15 protein-coding genes are annotated in these 18,725 nt (G+C 71.5%); 5 read left to right on the forward strand and 10 right to left on the reverse strand.

All coding sequences use genetic code 11. From position 1 onward, the window contains the following. Nucleotides 1–26 precede the first annotated feature (26 nt). The 4 genes from H629_RS0106895 to H629_RS0106910 all read right to left on the reverse strand — a co-directional run bounded on the left by H629_RS0106895 (nucleotide 27) and on the right by H629_RS0106910 (nucleotide 6,709). Entirely contained in the window at nucleotides 27–1,535 is a 1,509-nt protein-coding gene (locus H629_RS0106895) for a lipopolysaccharide biosynthesis protein (protein ID WP_024356559.1), read from the reverse strand. Beyond that, the gene (locus H629_RS0106900; protein ID WP_024356560.1) at nucleotides 1,532–2,296 is read right to left on the reverse strand and encodes a WecB/TagA/CpsF family glycosyltransferase; all 765 of its coding nucleotides are present in this window, start codon (nucleotides 2,294–2,296) and stop codon (nucleotides 1,532–1,534) included. Before H629_RS0106900 ends, H629_RS0106895 begins: the two co-directional genes overlap by 4 nt. Nucleotides 2,297–2,298: 2 nt before the next feature. Continuing rightward, nucleotides 2,299–3,777, reverse strand: a complete 1,479-nt coding sequence (locus H629_RS0106905; protein WP_024356561.1) for a sugar transferase — start codon at nucleotides 3,775–3,777, stop codon at nucleotides 2,299–2,301. Nucleotides 3,778–4,057: 280 nt separating this feature from the next. Continuing rightward, on the reverse strand, nucleotides 4,058–6,709 hold the full coding sequence (locus H629_RS0106910) for a LuxR C-terminal-related transcriptional regulator (protein ID WP_024356562.1): 2,652 nt from the start codon (nucleotides 6,707–6,709) through the stop codon (nucleotides 4,058–4,060). Nucleotides 6,710–6,964: 255 nt separating this feature from the next. Between H629_RS0106910 and H629_RS0106915 the strand changes: the two genes are divergently transcribed. From H629_RS0106915 to H629_RS0106925, 3 genes are all read left to right on the forward strand, one after another. Beyond that, complete coding sequence (locus H629_RS0106915; RefSeq protein WP_024356563.1) at nucleotides 6,965–8,134, forward strand: glycosyltransferase family protein; 1,170 nt, start codon at nucleotides 6,965–6,967, stop codon at nucleotides 8,132–8,134. 62 nt (nucleotides 8,135–8,196) lie between these two features. Next, a complete protein-coding gene (gene hemQ, locus H629_RS0106920) occupies nucleotides 8,197–8,943 on the forward strand; it encodes a hydrogen peroxide-dependent heme synthase (protein WP_024356564.1) in 747 nt (248 codons plus the stop codon). Between the two features lie 85 nt (nucleotides 8,944–9,028). Then, nucleotides 9,029–11,176 (forward strand): acyltransferase family protein, encoded by a 2,148-nt coding sequence (locus tag H629_RS0106925; RefSeq protein WP_161607991.1) that lies wholly within the window; start codon nucleotides 9,029–9,031, stop codon nucleotides 11,174–11,176. 40 nt (nucleotides 11,177–11,216) lie between these two features. On the opposite strand, the gene H629_RS14490 is transcribed toward H629_RS0106925, so the two are convergent. The 3 genes from H629_RS14490 to H629_RS0106940 form a co-directional block, all read right to left on the reverse strand. After that, nucleotides 11,217–11,855, reverse strand: a complete 639-nt coding sequence (locus H629_RS14490) for a VanZ family protein (protein ID WP_024356566.1) — start codon at nucleotides 11,853–11,855, stop codon at nucleotides 11,217–11,219. Between the two features lie 4 nt (nucleotides 11,856–11,859). Next, nucleotides 11,860–12,786, reverse strand: a complete 927-nt coding sequence (gene ccsB / locus H629_RS0106935; RefSeq protein ID WP_152485667.1) for a c-type cytochrome biogenesis protein CcsB — start codon at nucleotides 12,784–12,786, stop codon at nucleotides 11,860–11,862. Between the two features lie 95 nt (nucleotides 12,787–12,881). Further along, nucleotides 12,882–13,286, reverse strand: coding sequence for a pilus assembly protein N-terminal domain-containing protein (locus tag H629_RS0106940; protein WP_024356568.1), 405 nt, complete (start codon nucleotides 13,284–13,286; stop codon nucleotides 12,882–12,884). A gap of 154 nt (nucleotides 13,287–13,440) precedes the next feature. Here H629_RS0106940 and H629_RS0106945 point away from each other — a divergent pair, with 154 nt between their 5' ends. Beyond that, entirely contained in the window at nucleotides 13,441–14,367 is a 927-nt protein-coding gene (locus H629_RS0106945; RefSeq protein WP_024356569.1) for an oxygenase MpaB family protein, read from the forward strand. A 35-nt stretch (nucleotides 14,368–14,402) separates the two neighbouring features. Beyond that, nucleotides 14,403–16,256 (forward strand): glycerophosphodiester phosphodiesterase family protein, encoded by a 1,854-nt coding sequence (locus H629_RS0106950; RefSeq protein WP_024356570.1) that lies wholly within the window; start codon nucleotides 14,403–14,405, stop codon nucleotides 16,254–16,256. A gap of 11 nt (nucleotides 16,257–16,267) precedes the next feature. On the opposite strand, the gene H629_RS0106955 is transcribed toward H629_RS0106950, so the two are convergent. From H629_RS0106955 to H629_RS0106965, 3 genes are all read right to left on the reverse strand, one after another. Then, a complete protein-coding gene (locus H629_RS0106955) occupies nucleotides 16,268–17,260 on the reverse strand; it encodes an SRPBCC family protein (protein ID WP_024356571.1) in 993 nt (330 codons plus the stop codon). A gap of 72 nt (nucleotides 17,261–17,332) precedes the next feature. Further along, the gene (locus H629_RS0106960) at nucleotides 17,333–17,704 is read right to left on the reverse strand and encodes an ArsR/SmtB family transcription factor (protein WP_024356572.1); all 372 of its coding nucleotides are present in this window, start codon (nucleotides 17,702–17,704) and stop codon (nucleotides 17,333–17,335) included. Between the two features lie 130 nt (nucleotides 17,705–17,834). Continuing rightward, nucleotides 17,835–18,602, reverse strand: a complete 768-nt coding sequence (locus tag H629_RS0106965) for a VTT domain-containing protein (RefSeq protein WP_024356573.1) — start codon at nucleotides 18,600–18,602, stop codon at nucleotides 17,835–17,837. Nucleotides 18,603–18,725: the final 123 nt, after the last annotated feature.

Raw genomic sequence — 18,725 nt, forward strand, 5'->3', positions numbered from 1 at the left:
CGCCGGCGGTGGTGACCGGAGCGGGTTCACTCCGGTGGTCTCGGGGTCGGCGGTGCGAGGCCGGCGAGTCTGAGCGGGATCCGGCCGAAGCGGCAGGCGGCGGCGAAGAGTGCGAGGCCGAGGCCGGCGGCGACGACGAGGCCGACGAAGCTCGGCCCGAGCACGAGCCGGGCGATCATCGCGGAGAGGCCGACGCTGCCGAGGCAGACCGCGAGGGCTGCGAATCCCGCACCGGGCGCGATCCGCAGCCGCAGCACGAAGCGGATCTCGCACCAGGCGAGCAGCGCGTCGATGACGCAGGCGATGGTCCAGGCCCAGGCGGCGCCGACGATCCCCCACATCGCGACGAACGGCGGGATCAGTGCGACGTTGACGGTGACGACGACGGCCTTGTTGATCGCGGCGAGGCCGCTGCGGCCCGCGGTGAGCAGAATCGTCTGCACATTGCCGGCGAGGAAGGCGATGAGCGCGCCGATGCACATCACGGCGAGCGTGGATGCGCCTGACGCGAAGTCGGGGCCGAGCACCGAGAGGGCGACGGGGGCGAAGATCGCGAGCAGCAGGAAGACGGGGGCGCTGAACAGCACGAGCCAGCTCGTCGCGGTGCGGTGCAGTTCGCGCACCTCGCCCTCGGCGCCGCGGTGCTGCATGCGGCTGAACACGGGGGCGAAGACGACGCGGATCGCGGAGTCGACGATCATGCCGGCCGCGACGAAGCGGCTCGCGGCGCCGTACACGCCCGCGGCTGCGGCGCCGGCGACCGCGCCGACGACGAGCACCGAGATCCAGAGCAGCATCTGCTCGAGTGCCGCAGAGATCACGCGCGGGCCCGCGAAGCCGAGGGTGCGGGTGGGCAGTGCGGTGCCGAAGAAGCGGGCGCCGTCGCCGGTTCCGAGGCCGCGCAGCTGGCGGGCAACGACGACGAGGGCGAGCGCGAGCGCGAGCGCTGCGGGCAGCGCCCACGCGAGCATCACACCGCTGAGCGCCACCCCGAGCAGCAGGGCGGCGAGCACGGCCAGCAGGCGGGCGGCGGGCAGCCCGATGCCGCCGATGAGCACGTACTCGGCGATGCGTCCGAGCGCCCGGCTGACGGCGAGGGCGGTGAGCAGCATCGCCGCGATCGGCAGGAAGACCGCGCTGACGCGCACCACGGCGGGCAGCGGGTCGGCGGGATCGGCCTCGGCCGCGAACCCTGCGCCGATCCACACCACCACGGCGCAGAGGGAGCCCGCGATGCCGGACACCGCGATGAGGAACCAGGCGGTGGCCCGCACCTGCTGCGGCTGGTCGTCGGCGAGCCGGGGCAGCAGCCACACCGCGGTCGAGTCCATGCCGAAGCGGGCGAAGCCGAGCGCGATCATGAAGACCGCGATGGCCTGCAGCACGATGCCGGAGTCGGCGTCGCCGAGGAACCGGGCGAGCACCACCACGAGCAGGAAGCCGAGCAGGGCGCTCGTGGCCGAACCCGCGAAGCTCAGCATGCTCCGGCGCCCCAGGCTCCGCTCCTCGCGCACGGGCGCCGCGACGGCGGTCATGCGGGGCTCGCCGTCAGACGCTGCCGCGCGAGCGCGGCGATGAACTGCACGTTGCCGACCAGGTAGCGCTTCGCCAGCCGTCGCGGTTCGAGGCCCAGCCGCCAGAACCACTCGAGCCCGGCGCGGATCATCCACTGCGGCGCACGGCGGTTCGATCCGCTGAGCCAGTCGAAGAGGCCGCCGCAGGTGAGCACGGCCGGCGGCAGCAGCTCCTCGTGCTCCTGCACCCAGCGCTCCTGCACCGGGTCGCCCATGCCCACGAAGAGGATGCCCGTGCCGTGGTCGGCGATGTCGGCGGCGATGCGCGGCACGTCGCGCTCGTCGAAGTAGCCGTGGTGCGTGCGGATCCGCACCCCGGGGATGCGGCCGCGCAACCGTTCCGCGGCGGTCTCCGCCACCCCCTCGGCCGCGCCGAGGAAGTAGACGGGGATGCCGGCGTCGGCGGCCGCCCGCAGCACGGGCTCGGCCACGTCGGTGGTCGCGAGCCGCTCGGGCAGGCGGCGCCCGAGGAGCCGGGCGCCCCACACGACCGACTGACCGTCGGCGTAGGTGGTGTGCTGCTGCAGGAAGCGGCGCAGCTGCGCGTCCTTGCGGGCCAGATTGCACACGTGCGCGTTGACGCCCACCGCGACATCGACGCCGGGCCGGGCGGCCCACTCGATGACGGTCTCGGCGAAGGAGCGCTCGGTGAAGGAGTCGATCGCCACCCCGGCGACCTCGACCGAGGCGCTGCCGTGAGGATGCACGTTGAGGTGCGACATGATCAGTACGCTCCTTCGCGGTGCACCATCACGCGGGCCGTGCGCCACATGATCTGCAGGTCGTTCATGAGCGACCAGTTCTCGACGTAGCTGAGGTCGAGGCGCACGCTCTCGTCCCACGAGAGGTCGCTGCGGCCGCTGACCTGCCACAGGCCGGTGATGCCGGGTTTCACGTAGAGCCGACGCACGACGGTGCCGTCGTAGGCGGTGACCTCGGCGGGCAGCGGCGGGCGGGGGCCCACGACGCTCATGTCGCCCCGCAGCACGTTCCAGAACTGGGGCAGCTCGTCGAGCGAGAGCCGCCGCAGCACCCGTCCCACGCGGGTGACCCGAGGATCCTGCTTCATCTTGAACAGCGGGCCGGACCCCTCGTTCTGCTCTCTCAGCTCGGCGAGCCGCTGCTCGGCGTCGACCGCCATCGTGCGGAACTTGACCATCGTGAACAGGCGCCCGTCGCGGCCGGCGCGCTGCTGCCGGAAGAGCACCGGCCCCGGCGAGTCGAGCTTGATCAGCAGCGCCAGCACCGGGGTGACCAGCGCGATCGCGGCGAGCGCGAACGCGGCCACGCTCACGTCGAGCCCCCGTTTGAGCAGGTGGTGCCCGCCCTCGTACGACGGGATCGTGATCTGCAGCATCGGCAGCCCCTCGACGGGTCGGAAGGAGATGCGCGGTCCGACGACGTCGGTGACCCGGTTGGAGAGCACGAGGTTCGCCGCGGTGCCTTCGAGCCGCCAGCTGAGTTCCCGCACGAAGGAGGGGGCGTTCTCGGGCTGGCTGGCGACGATGATGGTGTCGGCACCGGCCTGCGAGGCGACGGCCGCCACCTGGTCGGCACTGCCCCGCACCTGATAGCGGTGGCCGCCGACCACGAGCGGGGCCCGGTCGGCGCCGAAGAGCGTCGCCGCGACCACCTGGTAGCCGCTGCCGCGATCCGCCTGCAGCGTGCGGATCACGTATTCGACGTCGGCGCGTTCGCCGACGACGAGCGTGCGCGAGGCGTAGTGGCCGATGCGGCGCTGCTCGCGCAGCCAGCGACGCCACTCCCACCGCGAGACGAGCAGCGCGACGAGCCCGATCGGCAGGGCTGCGAAGATGAGCACCCGGTCGCCGCTCCAGTCGGCGATGAGCGCGGTGATGGCGACGGCGCCGACGGCGAGCCCGGTGGCGTGCGCCACTCGACGGTACTCGACGGTGCCGGCCCCGAGGCAGCCGATGTCGCGGCTGCGCATGCCGGTGAGCGCGAGGATCCAGAGCGTCACGAGCGCGGCCGCCACGACCGGGGTCGACGGGCTCTCGCCCACGAGCAGCCCCTGCAGCAGCAGCGCCGCGCCGATCGAGGCGAGGATGACGACGGTGTCCGAGACGCGGAGGCACCAGCGGAAGTTGCGCTCCCAGCGCCGCCGCCGCTCCAGAGTGGGCGTGCGCCTCGGCGACAGCGCCACCGCTCCCGTGAACGTATCCAGCCCGCTCTCCACCAGCATGCCGACTCCCCTAGCTTGCACTCCATCGTGAATGTGGAGTCAGGCTAAGAAGGGTGGGGGCCTCTGCGGGGACAAGTTACGCAAGCTCTACGGAGCGATTCGGCGCTGTTCTCCGCGCCCGTCGCGGGGAGTTCCTTCCGCTACGCATTCCTCCGCACGCCCGGCGGCGAGAGCCCGGCCGAGAGCCCGGCCACGGATATGGGATCTGCCGAACGTATGGCAGTTCCCGCCTCCCGGGCCATATCCACGGCAGATCCCAGAGGGACGGCCGCTCCCGCGTCTACCGAGAGACGTGCTCGCGGCGGAACCACTGCCGCAGCTCGTCGCGGCCGCTCACCCGCAGCTTCGTGAAGACGTGCCGCAGGTGCGTGTCGACGGTGCGCACCGAGAGGTGGAACTGCTCGGCGATCCAGCGGCTCGAGTAGCCGAGCGAGGCGAAGAGCGCGATCTCCCGCTCCCGCGACGACAGCTCCTCCGTGAGCGGCAGCGGCATCCAGATGCCGTACTCGGTGAGCCGCCTCGACGACGGCGTGTCCCAGCCGTCCCGGCCGTCGAGCAGTTCGTCGCAGTGCGCGCGCAGCGCGCTGCCGAAGTCGGGGTCGACCGCGGCGGCGAGCGCCTCGATCCGCCCGCGGTAGGGCGCGGCCGCCGCGCGATCCTCGATCGCGAGCAGGCGCAGCGCGCGCAGTTCGACCAGTTCGAGCTGCTGCGTGCGGGCCCACGAGGCGAGCCGCTGCACGAGCTCCACGATCTCCGGGTCGCTGTTCCACTGCCGCGCCTGCAGCGTCATCAGCCGCAGGTAGCCCGTGACGGCCTGCGAGATGCCGTAGTGGCGGCTCTCGGCGAGGCGGATCGCGCGGCGGCTGGCGGCGTGCTCGCCGAGCGCAGCGAGCGCGAGTGCAAGACCGGCGTTCACGAGTCCGATCACGCCGTGCCTGTCGTAGGCGCCGAGGCGTTCCCGCAGCCGTTCGGCGCGCTGGGCGGCCAGCCGCCACTTGCCGTCGGCGATGCTCATCAGCACCGCGCAGGTGTCGACGAGGCCCGAGTAGTGCATGTCCGAGAACGACTGCCGCACGGCTTCGGCGAGCATCTGCCGCGCCGATTCGAGCCCGCCGCAGCCCCAGGCGCTGATGAACCCGCAGAAGCGCAGCAGGTCTGCGCTGTCGATCTGCGGCTGCTCGCCGAGCGACGCGAACGATTCGGCGTACTCGGCGGTCTGCACCGCGGTGTCCTGCCGCCCGCGCTGCGCGAGGATGAGCGAGGAGACCGCCCGCCCGAAGGTGCGCTCCCACTCGATCGGCATCGTGCCGAAGTCGCTCGGGTCGGGCACCAGTTCGGCGGCCTCGCGCAGCCGGCCCGTGCGGGAGAGGAAGAGCACTCGCGCGTTGCGCACGACCTCGACGACCCGCACGTCGGCCTCCGCGAACTCGCGCTCCAGTTCGCCGAGCAGCGCTTCGGCGGCCTCGGCGTCGTCGCGGTCGAGGGTGAGGTGCTCGACGAGCGCGAGCCGCAGCTTCGCGCGCAGCAGCGCCGGCACCCCCGAGACGCGGCGCGTGCGCTCCACCGCGGTGCGCACGTGGTCGAGCGCCTGGACGAGCCGTTCGCGATCGCCGATGAAGCGCGCGATCTGGCTGGCCTGCTGCGCGCCGATGGTGAGCTGCAGGGTCGAGGCGTCCGGGTGCGCGGCCACCGCCAGCGCGACGCGCAGTCGCAGTTGCAGCTCGTGGCCGCTGCGCAGGATCTCGAGCGCCTCCCACAGCCAGCCGAGCGGCACGTTGCGGTCGGCGTCGAGGCCCATCGCCACCATGCGGAACAGCAGGCGCGGGGAGCGGTACGGGTCTTCCGAGCCGAGCTCGTCGTGCAGTGCGTCGAAGAGCTGGTTGCTCACCTCCACCAGCCGGGTCGGGGTCATCTGCTCCCGCACCGCCTTGGTGAGCAGCTGATGCTTGAGGCTGAGCGTCAGCCGTCCGCTCGGACCCGTTCCCGCGGCGAGCAGGCCCTGATCGGTGAGGTGCGCCACGTGCACCGGATCGAGCTGCTGGATGAAGGCGTTCTCGAACATGGGCTCGACGTGGGCGACCAGTTCGAGGGTGCGCAGCTCGTCCGCGGTGCAGGTGCTGTGCAGGAACTCGCGGAACTCGGTGGGCACCGCTTCGGCGCCGGGCAGCTCGTAGACCACGCCGCGTTTGCGCCCCACCAGCCCGCGGCGGTCGAGGGTCAGCGCGAGCAGGGTGAGCGACAGCGAGTTGCCCTCGGTCACGCGGTACCAGCGGCGCAGCGTCTGCAGTTCGACGTACTCCGCGCCCAGCAGCTGCACGAGGAATCGCTGCGCCTCGGCCACCGAGAGCGGGGGCACGGAGATCTTGCGCACCTGCGGGTCGCGCGCGAGCTGGCCCGCGGCGCCGCTGAGCTGGCGGGTGGTGCCAATGACCCGGATGCGACGCGAGCGCACCAGCCGGTCGAGCATCATCGCCGCCATCGGCGAGTACTGGTCGAGTCCCTGCGCGATGAGCAGCGGCGTGCGGTTCTCGCTGTCGCGCTCGACGGCCTCGATGAGGCGGGCCGCCAGCACCTCGGGCTCCTCGACGTTGAAGTGGTCCCGGTTCTCGAGAGCGTCCGCTGCGCCGAAGAGCTCGGGGAAGTGCAGGCCGAAATGGGAGGCGATGCCGGTGAGTGGGCTCGGAGGGGACTCCAGCGAGATCACCGATACGGGCTCGCCGAGCCGCCCGCCGAGTGCCCCCGCGGCCTCGTGCGCGAGCCGCTTCTTGCCCGTGCCGGCCTCGCCGATCAGCAGGGCTACGCTGCCGGGAGCGACCAGCGCTTCCAGCAGCGCGTCCAAGCGCTCCGGCGTGCTGCTCGCCTCCACTGCGAGACGCGACTCGGCCGAGACCGTGAATTCGCGATCCGCTCCATCTCCATTGAACAGTTCCATGACCTGACTCCCCCAGGGGAGCCAGTCGGCCCCCACTGCCGCCCGAAAGCCCTCTCAGAGTAAGTCTGGCTTTTTTGCTCCGCTTTCGACTTTACGTGTTTCGCACGTACGTAAGTCTCCGCCCAAATGTCCCGACACGTCAATGATGCTTTGGGAATCTTGTTCCATGTGTGATAAAGGTGTACGACTTTCTCGGCGTATGGTGCCGGGCCGTGCAAGGATGAGGATCCGGCCGTCACGATTCGAAGGAGAGTCATGGCCCAGCACGCAGACCCCGGCGGTCGGGCGTCGGGCGTCGAACGCACCGACGCCGAGACCCCCGATCGGGCGCCCCGCGCCGCCCACGGGGCGGCTCCAGCCCCCGCGCCCGTAGCGCTCGTGATCCTCAGCTCGGTGAAGTGGAACTTCGCCTGGCAGCGCCATCACTCGCTCGCGAGGGCCGCGGCCGGGGCGGGGACCGCCGTCGTGTTCGTCGAGCCGCTGCTGCGCGATGTCCGGCAGATCCTCGCGAGGCTCCGGCGCCGGGGCGGCGACGCTCCCCCGGCGCAGCAGCTGCCCGCGGGGGTGCGGGTGCTGCACTGGTCGCCCGTCGATCTCCTGCCCGGCGCGACCCTGCGCCGGATCCGCCGACGCCTGGGGTCCGCGTCCGCGAGCGAGACCATGGTGCTGCAGTACGTGCCCTCGCGCCGCTGCCTGGCGCTCGCGAGGCGACTGAGCCCGCGGCGGATCGTCTACGACCGGGTGCTCGACTGGTCCCAGGTGCCCGCGAACTGGTACCCGCCCCGCCACTGGCGCCGCGTCGAGCGCGCGCTCGAGCACGAGGCGGGCCTCGTCACCGATTCCGCCGCCATGCAGCTGGCGTGGGCCGAACGCGGCCTCGACTCGATCCTGGTGCTGCCCGCGGCCGACGACGAGTTCACCGGCTACCCCTGGTCCGAGCCGCAGCCCGACGCGCCCATCGGCTACTTCGGCACCGTGCAGCAGGGCATCGTCGACCTGCCCGCGGTCGCGGCCGTCGCACGCACCCGTCCCGTCGAGGTGGTGGGCGAGGTCGACGAGGCCTCGCGCGCCGAGCTGCTCGCGGCGGGGGTGCGCCTCGCGCCGCCGGTGCCGGTCGCGGAGCTGCCGCCCATCATCGACCGCTGGAGCGCGATCCTGCTGCCCTACCGCGTGGGCGACCGCCAGCAGACCCTCGTGCCGGCGAAGATCTGGAACGCGCTCGCCAGCCGCCGCCCCGTGCTCACCCTGGGACTGTCGCTCCCGCCCGGCATCGCGCAGCACACCGTGCCGCTCGACGATGCGGCGTCGCTCTCCGACGCGGTGGCCGCCGCGCTCGCGCACGCCGGCGAGGCGCTGCCGCAGCAGGTGCCCACCTGGGTCGACGCGTGGCAGCGGATCGCCGCCCTCGGCCCGCCGGCCGCCTGAACGCCGACCCGCTCGGCGAGCCTCCTCTTGCGCCGGCTCGGGCGAGAGAGCACGATGAGCTCATGAACTCCTCACCGCTCCACGCCGTCCCGGACCACAACGCCGCCATCGACGTCGACTTCGAGGGAGGCTCCGACGAGCCGGCCTTCACGCTCTTCGCGGTGTTCCGTCTCAGCTCCTCGCACCCCGTCACGGTCGACGGCCGCGACGTGCCCGATGCGGTGCGGGAGCTCGAGGGCGTGGTCGAGCTCATCGAGGACGAGGGCGTCACGCTGCGCGGCTGGTACGACGTCAGCGGCATGCGCTCGGACGCCGATCTCCTGGTCTGGCTGCACGGCACGGCGGCCGAGGATCTGCAGTGGGCGCTGCGCGAACTGCGCCGTTCCTCGCTGCTCAAACCCCTGATCCGCACCTGGGGCGCCGTGGGCGTGCACCGCGACGCCGAGTTCAACCGCGGGCACCTGCCGGGGTTCGCGCGCGGGGTGCCGCCGCTGCAGTGGCTCGCCGTGTACCCGTTCGTGCGCTCGCCCGAGTGGTACCTGCTGCCGCCCGAGGAGCGCCGCGCGATGCTCGCCGAGCACGGCAGCGCGGGTGCGCAGCACGCCGGAGTCGTCTCGAACACCGTGTCGGCGTTCGCGCTGGGCGACTACGAGTGGCTGCTGCCGATGGAGGCCGACGACCTCACCGAGCTGGTCGACATGATGCGGGATCTGCGCGGCGTCGATGCCCGCAACTACGTGCACCTCGAGACGCCGTTCTACACGGGCCGGCGCATCGAGCCTGTCGAGATCGTCGAGGTGCTGCAGTAGCCCCACCCCCGCCCCACCCCCGGGGGTGAGTAGGAATCACGGCTTTCCTCCTCCCGCCCCGCCGGGGGCGCCTACGCTCTGCGGTGTGGGAGCAATCGCAGTGCAGCATCAGGGCGTCGTGCGCGCCGGCTCCAAAGCCGGGTACATGCACGAGATCGATGGCGTGCGCGGCATTGCTCTCACGCTCGTCATGGTGTTCCACGTCTTCGGCAACGGCCGGGTCTCGGGCGGCGTCGACGTGTTCCTGGTGCTGTCGGCCTACTTCCTCACCCGCAAGCTGCTGGGGTACTTCGACAGACCCGAACCGGGCGGCGGCCGCAAGCGGCCCGGCGCCTGGCTGCGGAAGCACTTCATCGGGGTGTCGACCAGGCTGATCCCGAGCGCCGTCATCGTGCTCGCCGCGGTGCTGATCGCCACCTGGCTGTGGCTCCCCGCGACGCGCTACCTCCAGACCTTCCGCGAGGTGTTCGCCTCGGCGCTGTACTACGAGAACTGGGAGCTCATCTCGTCGCAGCTCTCCTACGGCGCCGCGGGGCCGGATTCGAGCCCCGTGCAGCACTTCTGGTCACTGGCCGTGCAGGGGCAGTTCTTCCTCGTCTGGCCGTTCCTGGCACTCGCCCTCTACGCCCTGTTCGCGCGCGGCGGGGCGCGGCGGCCGACCTTCCGCGCGGTGTTCCTCGGCACGACGCTCGCGCTGACGGCGGCCTCGTTCGTCTGGGCGCTGGTGCTCGTCGACGCCGACCAGACCGTGGCCTACTTCAACACCTTCAGCCGCTTCTGGGAGCTGGGGGCCGGCGCGATGATCGCGTTCATCCCGGCGACCTTCCTCGCGCACGGCTGGGTGCGCGAGGCCGGCGTGTGGGTGGGGCTCGCGATGATCCTCGTCTGCGGTCTCATCTTCGACGGCGCGCGCGAGTTCCCCGGCGTGCCGGCCCTGTGGCCGGTCGGCGCCTCGCTGCTGGTGCTCTTCGGGGCGACCCGCGGGGCGCCCGACGGCTGGGCGGCGCACGCGCTGAGCGTCGGCCCGGTGAAGTTCCTCGCCCGGATCGCCTACCAGTTGTACCTCTGGCACTGGCCGGTGCTGATCTTCACGATGCGGGTGCGCGGCGAGACGACGGTGAGCTGGGGCACCGCGATCTTCATCGCGGCGGTGTCGTTCGCGCTGTCGATCGCGACGGAGCGGATCGTCTCGGCGGTCTCGCGGCGCTCGCTGAGCGACTGGTCGTGGCCGAGGGCCGCGGCGGTGCCGCTCGTGCCGCTGATGCTGCTCGCGGTCACGACGGTCGGCTGGGCGGAGCTCGTCGACCGGCAGCGCCACGCCGATCTCGCAGCCGCGGCCCGGCTCTCGCCCGAGCAGGTCGGCGCGGGCGCGCTCGCCGGCCCCGGCGCGGCGGCGCCGCTCGATCCGGATCCCGATGTCGGCTTCCTTCCCACCCCCACCTCGGCGTTCATAGACCTCGCGCCCATCTACGACGAGGGCTGCATCCAGTCGCACCGCGACGAGCCCGGCGACGGCGAGGTGCTGGTCTGCGACGTCGACGATTTCGGCCGCGAGCGCACCGTGGTGCTGACCGGCGGCTCGTTCTCCGTGCAGTGGTACCCGGCGCTGCGCAGGATCGCCGAGCAGCAGCACTGGCGCCTGCTCGTCATCGAGAAGGACGGCTGCCGGCTCACCACGGAGCAGACCGGTGACACCTGCAGCGAGTGGAACGGCGATGTCGTCCGCACGATCGCGTCGTACGACCCGGATCTCGTCTTCACCCTCGGCAGCGTCGTCTCGTTCGAGCCGGGCACGCCGGAGGAGATCCCGCGCGGCATGATCGAGCAGGTGGAGCGGCTCGGCGAGCTGGGCATCGAGGTGGTCGGGATCCGCGGCACGCCCAAGTTCGCCTTCGACGTGCCCGAGTGCCTCGTCGAGCACGGTGCGGATCCGAGCTCCTGCTCGCTGCAGCGGTACGAGAAGCTGGCGCCCGACTTCTTCGGGACGCTGGCGGCGGATCTGCCCGCGAATCTGCGCATCATCGACCTCTCCGACGCGCTCTGCGGGCCGACGACGTGCGAACCGATCGTGGGCAATGTGCTCGTCTACCGCGACGACGGGCACATGACGAGCACCTACGCGCGCACCACGGAGCCGGCGCTGCTCGCCGCGCTGCGCGAGGCCGTACCCCAGCTCTTCTCGGCGCAGCCCTCCTCGTCGCAGCCCTCCTCCGCGCAGCCCGCAGCGAGGTAACGCGTGTGGTCGTCTCCCGGCGAGGAGACGACCACACGCGTCACCTCGAACGCGAGGGGGCGGTGAGCGACGCCGCGCCGGGCGGCGAGCCGGGCGCGGCGCCGGCCCGTGCGTGCGCCTCGCGCAGCAGGCGCTTGTCGCGCGCGGCCACGCAGACGCGCAGCAGCACGGCGACGCCCACGCCGACGGCGGCGCCCAGCGCGTTCGCGAGCACGTCGAGCAGCGTCGCGAAGCGCGCCGGCAGCAGGAGCAGCTGCACCGCTTCCACGGCCGCCGAGAACCCGACGGCCAACAGCGCCGCCAGCCAGGCCCGGCCGAGCGGCAGCAGCAGCGCCGCGAAGAAGCCGAGCGGCACGAACATCACGATGTTCGCCGTGAACTCGAGCGCGGCGTAGCCGAGCTGGGGCGGCGCTCCGTGCGCGTGCAGGAAGGCGATCAGCTCGCGCACGAGCGCGCGGTGGTTCGAGTCGACGGGATCCGGGGTCAGCGTGATGACGGCGACGAGGACCGCTCCGAGGGCGAGGCCCGCGCCGCCGATCCAGCGGCGCGCGCCGGACACGGTGCTGCCAGCGGCACCGCCAGAGGCGCTGCGGGGAGCGTCGACCGAGGTGCTGCCAGGTGCCGGCGGCCCGCCGTCGCTCACCGCGGGCTGCGGTGCGTCGACGCCGTGGCCCGCCATAGGATCACAACCCGGAGTAGGCGTGCAGGCCCTTGAAGAAGACGTTGACGATCGTGAAGTTGAAGATCACCGCGGCGTAGGCGATGATGTTCAGCCATGCCGAGCGGGTGCCTCGCCAGCCGCGCGTCGCGCGCGCGTGGATGAAGCCGGCGTAGAGCACCCAGATCACGAAGGTCCAGACCTCCTTGGTGTCCCAGCCCCAGTAGCGGCTCCACGCCGCTTCGGCCCAGATCGAACCGGCGATGAGGGTGAAGGTCCAGAAGACGAATCCGATGATCGCGAGCCGGTAGGCGATGTCTTCGAGCCGCACGGCGTTGGGGAGCGTGGCGAGGAATCGCAGCCCGCCCGGCTCCTGCGCCGCGAGCTTCGCCTCGCGCCCGGACTGGAGCACCTGGAGCAGGGCGAGCCCGAACGACAGCGTGAAGAAGCCGACCGCGAGCACCGCGACGAGGATATGGATCACGAGCCAGTAGGAGTCGAGCGCCGGCTGCAGCGGCACGATCTCGACGTAGTAGTTCACTTTCGAGACGCCCAGGAAGAGGACGACGAGGCCGGTGACGAGTGTGCCGAGGAACCGCAAGTCGATGAAGAGCTGCGCGACGAGGAAGACGAGCATGATCGCGCAGGTGGCGGTGAGCGCGAACTCGTACATGTTGGCCCACGGCACGCGCGAGGCGGCGATGCCGCGCAGCACGGTGGCGGCCAGGTGCAGCACGAAGGCGAGCACCGTCAGCGAGAAGCCGATCCGCAGCGAGCGGGAGCGGGGCGGCCGCGTCTCGGCGCGGGCGGTCGCGGTGCGCGTGAGGGTGGCGACGCCGCCTCCGGCAGCGGCCTGCTGCTCCCCGCCGCGCGATGCCTGCCGGGCCGTGTCGCCGCTGCGATTCGCGAGGTCGACCGCGTAGAAGACGAACGCGATCGAATACACGATCATGGCGGAATACAGCGCGATCGTCGAGTAGTGTTCCAGCTCACTCAGCACAGTCCCTCAGGGTACCCTGCGTCCCTGGGAACTCGCAGGCGCGCCGACTAGTCGCGTGCCGTCACCTCGACCGTGAAGGAGAGAGGCTGGATGCCGCCCTGCTCATTCGTCATGGTGACCTCGGTGGTGCCGGGCGCGAGCGCGGTGACGCCGGGGTTGAACTCGGCGGTGTCGCCGGTGCGGCCGGGCGTGAACTCGGCGACCGCGGGGTCGGCGACCTCTCCGTTGTAGCTGTCGACCGCCAGGCTGTCGGTGTTGATGTTGAGCACCTGCCCCGTGACCAACTCGACCGTGGCGCCCTGCAGTTCGTTCACGCTCATCGTGACGGGCGCGATGGTGTTCTTGCCGATCGGCTCCGAGTCGGCGGGGTCTCCGGCCGATCCGCCGCAACCGGCGAGCGTCAGGGTCAGCAGGGCGGCGGCTCCGAGAGCGGCCCAGGTCCTCGTTCTCATGGCATCAGTGTGGCACCGCATCCCGGTGTTCCCCAAGCGTGCTCGGCGAGTTCGCAGCAAGAGCGGGGTTTGCGCCGAGTGTTCACACATTTTCGAATTGCAACTAAAATTAGACTGAGTCAACGTCACAGTCCCACGAACGGCAGGAGACCGCATGGACCGCACGCCCACTCCCGCACCCGAACCGGGTGCGGGCGCCCGCGCCGCGGCGGGCTGCCCCGTCGCTCACGGCGCGACGCCCGGCGATCCCGACCGCCGCGGCGCCGACGACGGCTATTTCGGGCCCGGCAGCGTCAGCTGGCGCCTCTTCTCAGACCCCAGCTCGAAGCTCGGCGGCGTCGCCGCGCTGCTGCTCCAGTCGCTCAACCCCATGATGATGCGAGTGTTCGCGGGCACCAGCGGCTACGCATCCGACGCCGAAGGTCGTGCGGAGCGCACCGGCAGGTACATCGACACCACCGTCTTCGGTGACCGCGCCCACGCCGACGCCGCGGGCGAGGCGGTGCAGCGGCTGCACGCCGCGAGCGTCTGGACCGATCCGCGCACCGGCGAGGAGCTGCGGGCCGATACCGAGGAATGGCTCGCCTGGACCCACAATGCCATCGTCTACGGGGTGCTGCGCGCGGCGGACGCGTTCGGGCCCACGCTCACCGTCGCCGAGCAGGATCGCTTCGTGGTCGAGCAGCACGAGGCGGCCCGCATCGTCGGCATCACCGACGCCGCGCTGCTGCCCGGCACCCGGCGCGAGCTCGACCGCTACATCGACGACAACCGCGATTGGATGGCTCTCACGCTGCCCGCCGCCGAGCTCTCCCGCGAGCTGCGAGCGCCGGCGCTGCGGGGCAACCCGGTGAAGGTGTGGGCGGCGCTCAACATCCAGGACGGGATCCTCTCCCTGCTGCCGGAGTGGGCGCGTCTGCTGTTCGGGATCGACGGCCGCCCGATGAGCCTGCGCGCCGCGGCCCGCGTCACGCGGCGCCTCACCGCGGCAGCCCGGGCCGGGCGTTCGAGCGAGGATCTGATCGCCGAGGTTGCCGACCGCGTGCAGACGCACCCGTATCGGCGGGTGCGGTCGCGCTGACCCGGCGCGACCGATCCCGCTCATACACTGAGAGCATGCACATCGAAACCGTGTCCAAGCCCGGAATCTGGCGCGAGAGCGCGACGCTGTTCACCCGGGGCTGGGGCCTGGTGCGGGCGGGCGGGGCGCGGCTGCTCGGCCTGATTCTGATCTCCCAGCTCGTGATCCTGGGCGCGGCGATGCCGGTCATCGGCTGGCTGTTCCGGGAGGCCCTGCGCGCGAGCGGCATGACGGGTCTCGACTTGGGCGCGCTCTCGCCCGGGCGCGGCCTCACGCTGACGCTCGGCCTGATCGTCGCCATCGTCGCCCTGGCTTTCTGGCTCATCTCGCTGCAGTTCACGGCGCTCGTGGTGCTGCTGCAGTGGCCGGGGATCGGCTGGCACGGGCTCGCTCGCGAGCTCGGCCGTGTGGCCCGCAAGCTGTTGCGCCCGGGCTCGCTGTCGCTGCTGTTCTACCTGTTCCTGCTGCTGCCGCTCACGGGCTTCGGCTTCACTTCGGCGTTCACGCGCGGCATCGCGATCCCGTCGTTCGTCTCGGGCGAGCTGCTGAAGAGCGTGTCGAGCGGGGTCGCCCTCGGTGTCGTGCTGCTGATCCTCGCGGTGCTCAACGTGCGTCTCGCGCTGACCGTGCCGATCTTCGTGCTGACCACGGGCGGGCGGGCCTCGCGGTCGAGCTGGCGACTGACCCGAGGAGTCCGCGCCTGGCTGCCCCTCGTGCTCGCGGTGGCGGCGGCGATGCTGCTCGGCGGCGCTGCCGTGATAGCCCTCACGATCGCGGCGGTCGTGCCGACGGCTCTCGCCGACGAGCTCGCCCCCGCCGCCTCGCCCGTGGTCGCGGCGTACTCGCTCGGCATCGCGCAGGTGCTCGGTATCCTGCTGAGCGGGCTGGTGACGGCGTTCGTCGCCTCGATCCTCATCGCGCGGGTGCAGCGGGGTGCGGATCGCCTCGCGCCCGGCGTGGAGCTCGTGCGGCTGCCCGGATCCGCCGCACCGGCTACGCGATCGGGGCGCCGCGCCGCCCGCTCGAAGCGGCCGGCGCTGCTCGTGGGGGCGCTCTCGCTCGTCGTCGCTCTCGGTCTCGGCACGGCCGCCATGGACACGATGCAGCGCCTCTCCCAGGCGCCGGAGACGCTCGTGCTCGCGCATCGCGGCTTCTCCGACGGCGGCGTCGAGAACACGATCGGCGGTCTCGAAGCCGCGCACGCCGCGGGCGCCGACCTCGTCGAGATGGATGTCATGCAGACGAAGGACGGCGAGTTCGTCGCGATGCACGATGCGACGCTCGCCCGGCTCGCGGACCGGCCCGACGCGGTGAAGGATCTCACCCTGGCCGAGCTCACCGCGATCACGGTGCACGATCTGCAGGGGCACGAGGATGTCATCCCGAGCTTCAGCGACTACGTCGTGCGCGCGCAGCAGCTGGGGATGCCGCTGCTCATCGAGATCAAGCTCGGCGGGGCCGATACGCCCGATCACGTCGAGCGGCTGGTCGCCGAGCTCGAGCGGCTCGACGCGCTCGAGAGCAACATCTACCACTCCCTCGACGCGCCGAGCGTGGCCCGGTTGAAGCAGCTGCGCCCGGATCTCTCGGTCGGCTACACGATGGCGTTCGCAGCGGTGGCCGCGCCCGACACCCCGGCCGACTTCATCGTGGTCGAGGAGTGGAGCGCGACCGAGCCGCTGCAGCAGTCGACGTGGGCGGCGGGACTCGGGTTCATGGTGTGGACCGTGAACGACGAGCCGGGGATGCGCGAGCAGCTGCGACGCAGCGTGGACGGGATCGTCAGCGACCACCCCGACCGGGTCCTCGCCCTGCGCTCCGAGATGCAGGAGGAGACCGGCCTCGTCGAGGTGCTGGTCGACACTGTGACCCGCTTCGTGAGGATCTGACCGGGCGCGGTCTACGCCCCGATCACCTCGGATTCGAGCCTGGCGTAGCTCGCCTCCATGCCGTCGACCATGCCGGTCGCGAGCACCATCTCGCGCGTCGCGGTGTCGGGGTAGGTGATGAGCAGCGACAGCAGGGTGCCACCCTCGACGGGGGTGAGGGTGAGCTCGTTGCGCGTCTCGGGGCTGCCGTCGGCATCGGGGTCCTCGGGCGTCCACATCTTCTCGGTGGTGACCGCGCGGTACGGCGCCGCGACCTCCAGCAGCACGCCGGTGAATCCGAACTGCTGCCCGTCGGCCGTGTTCTCCCAGCCGCTGCGGTGGTGCTGGCCGACCTCGGTGGCGACCTCGCACACGGGCATGGTCCAGCCATCGGGGCCGAGCTGCCAGCGGCGCAGCAGATCCGCTTCCATGTGCGCGCGCCACACCTGGTCGACCGTGCCCCGGATCACGCGCGCGACGCGCGCCTTGCGGTCGCCGATGAGCTGCAGTTCGGTGCCTCGGCCCTCAGCGAAGGAGGCGAGGTCTTCGAGCACGGCGTCTATCTGCCCCATGGCGGCGCTCATGCCCTCGACCATGCCCATGCCCTGCAGCTGTTCGAGCTCTTCGAGCGAGTTGAAGTGCGTGGTGGTCACGAGCCGCGAGCCGAGCGCGGTCTCGGCGAATTCGAACACCATGCGCATGTGGGGCAGTTCGGTGTTGGGCTCGCCGTCTTCGTGGGCGAAGCCGTCCCGCACTTCGAAGGAGCGGGGAGCGTCGACCGCGGTCCACTCCCAGTAGCCGCAGCTGCGGTCTCCCTCGGGGCCGGTCATGCAGTACTGACTGACACCGCCGGGGTGGGCGTCGTGCCGGAAGAAGGTGGCGGGGTACTCGGGCGGGCCCCAGAAGCGCTCGATCTGGCGCGGGTCGGTGTAGGCGTCCCAGAGTCGGCTCACGGGGACGGTGAAGTCGGCGGTGACGGTGAGCGTGAGGGATTCGGGATCGGTGGTGACGTCGGTGATGGGCATGATGGCGGCCTTTCGTGCGGCCCCGTGGGGCTCTGGTGGAGGCCGGCGCGGCGGTGCGCCGGCCCGGGGTGGTCAGCTGGCGGGCGGATCTTCGGCGAGCAGTGCGTCAAGTCGTTCGATGCGTCCGCGCCAGATCTGCTCGAAGCGGCCCAGCAGCTGCTGGGCGCGGCGGATGGTGTCGGGGTTGCCGCGGATGATGCGCTCCCTTCCTCGGGGGATGCGTTCGACGAGGTCGGCGGCTTCCAGCACGGCGACGTGCTTCTGGACCGCCGCGAACGACATCTCGTAGCGTTCGGCGAGCTGCGAGATCGAGGCCTCCGCGCCGAGGGTGCGGCGCACGATGTCGCGCCGGGTCGCATCGGCGAGGGCTCGGAAGATGCGGTCGACCTCGGCGTCGTCGAGCTCGCGGCCCTGCGGCGCGGTCCGGGCGGTCGGGGGGATCATGAGCATCTCCTCAATATGCAACCATTTAGTTGCATATTAGCTCGCGCCGGTTTTGGGGTCAACCCCCGGATGCATCGCGCTCGCGCATCGCGCCCGGAGGCGAACCCGCGCGCCCGAAGGCGAGGCGGCGCTACTCGGCGGCCGGTGCCTCGGGACGCTCCGTCGCCTCCGCCGATCCGCCCAGCTGCGCGGATCCCCCGAGCTGCGCAGCACGGCGACGCGCGCGCCACGAGGAGAAGGCGCGCCACATCTCGATGAGGATCGGGATACCCGGGATCAGCACGAGCACGATGATGAAGACCTCGCTGTACTGCTGCACGAACGGGATCTGACCGAGGTAGTAGCCCAGCAGCGTCACCCCGACGGCCCACAGCAGGGCGCCCACCGCGTTGTAGACCACGAAGCGGCGGTAGCTCATGTGCCCAACGCCCGCCGCGGCCGGCACGAAGCCGCGGATGATGGGCAGGAAGCGCGCGATGATGATCGCCTTCGGCCCGTGCTTCTCGAAGAACGCGTGCGTGCGGGCCACGTTCTCGGGGTTGAAGAAGCGGCTCTTCTCGCGCTTGAAGATGGCGGGGCCGATCTTGCGCCCCAGCATGAAGCCCATCTGGTCTCCCAGGAAGGCGCAGACGAACAGCACCGTGCAGGTGATCCAAATCGGGATGTCGATGATCGGCACCCCGCCCGGGCCCGTCGCACTGAACAGCCCGACGGTGAACAGTAGCGAGTCGCCCGGCAGGAAGGCCAGTACCACGACCCCGGTCTCGAGGAACACGAACAGGCATGCGAGGATGAGCGCCGCCCACCCGCCGGCCTCCAGCAGGGTCTCGGGGTCGAGCCAGTCGATGCCGAGCAGAGCCGGGACGACAGCGCCGAGGGCGAGGTAGATCGTGGTCACGGGAGCTCTGCTTTCGTCGGAACGTCGGGCGGATCGCGGCGGCGCCGGGCTGCTCGGCGGCTGGCGCAAGTCTACCCGCAGCCCCCTGGCCGCTCCCGGTGCGGGCAGCGGGAGCGGCCAGGG

It is taken from the genome of Leucobacter chironomi DSM 19883, assembly GCF_000421845.1.
Classification (GTDB): Bacteria; Actinomycetota; Actinomycetes; order Actinomycetales; family Microbacteriaceae; genus Leucobacter; species Leucobacter chironomi.

Bases quoted from the DNA above. Each gene is read 5' to 3' on its own strand.
- H629_RS0106895 (WP_024356559.1), bottom strand. From the start codon at position 1,535: ATGACCGCCGTCGCGGCGCCCGTGCGCGAGGAGCGGAGCCTGGGGCGC.
- H629_RS0106900 (WP_024356560.1), bottom strand. From the start codon at position 2,296: ATGTCGCACCTCAACGTGCATCCTCACGGCAGCGCCTCGGTCGAGGTC.
- H629_RS0106905 (WP_024356561.1), bottom strand. From the start codon at position 3,777: ATGCTGGTGGAGAGCGGGCTGGATACGTTCACGGGAGCGGTGGCGCTG.
- H629_RS0106910 (WP_024356562.1), bottom strand. From the start codon at position 6,709: ATGGAACTGTTCAATGGAGATGGAGCGGATCGCGAATTCACGGTCTCG.
- H629_RS0106915 (WP_024356563.1), top strand. From the start codon at position 6,965: ATGGCCCAGCACGCAGACCCCGGCGGTCGGGCGTCGGGCGTCGAACGC.
- hemQ (WP_024356564.1), top strand. From the start codon at position 8,197: ATGAACTCCTCACCGCTCCACGCCGTCCCGGACCACAACGCCGCCATC.
- H629_RS14490 (WP_024356566.1), bottom strand. From the start codon at position 11,855: ATGGCGGGCCACGGCGTCGACGCACCGCAGCCCGCGGTGAGCGACGGC.
- ccsB (WP_152485667.1), bottom strand. From the start codon at position 12,786: ATGATCGTGTATTCGATCGCGTTCGTCTTCTACGCGGTCGACCTCGCG.
- H629_RS0106940 (WP_024356568.1), bottom strand. From the start codon at position 13,286: ATGAGAACGAGGACCTGGGCCGCTCTCGGAGCCGCCGCCCTGCTGACC.
- H629_RS0106945 (WP_024356569.1), top strand. From the start codon at position 13,441: ATGGACCGCACGCCCACTCCCGCACCCGAACCGGGTGCGGGCGCCCGC.
- H629_RS0106950 (WP_024356570.1), top strand. From the start codon at position 14,403: ATGCACATCGAAACCGTGTCCAAGCCCGGAATCTGGCGCGAGAGCGCG.
- H629_RS0106955 (WP_024356571.1), bottom strand. From the start codon at position 17,260: ATGCCCATCACCGACGTCACCACCGATCCCGAATCCCTCACGCTCACC.
- H629_RS0106960 (WP_024356572.1), bottom strand. From the start codon at position 17,704: ATGATCCCCCCGACCGCCCGGACCGCGCCGCAGGGCCGCGAGCTCGAC.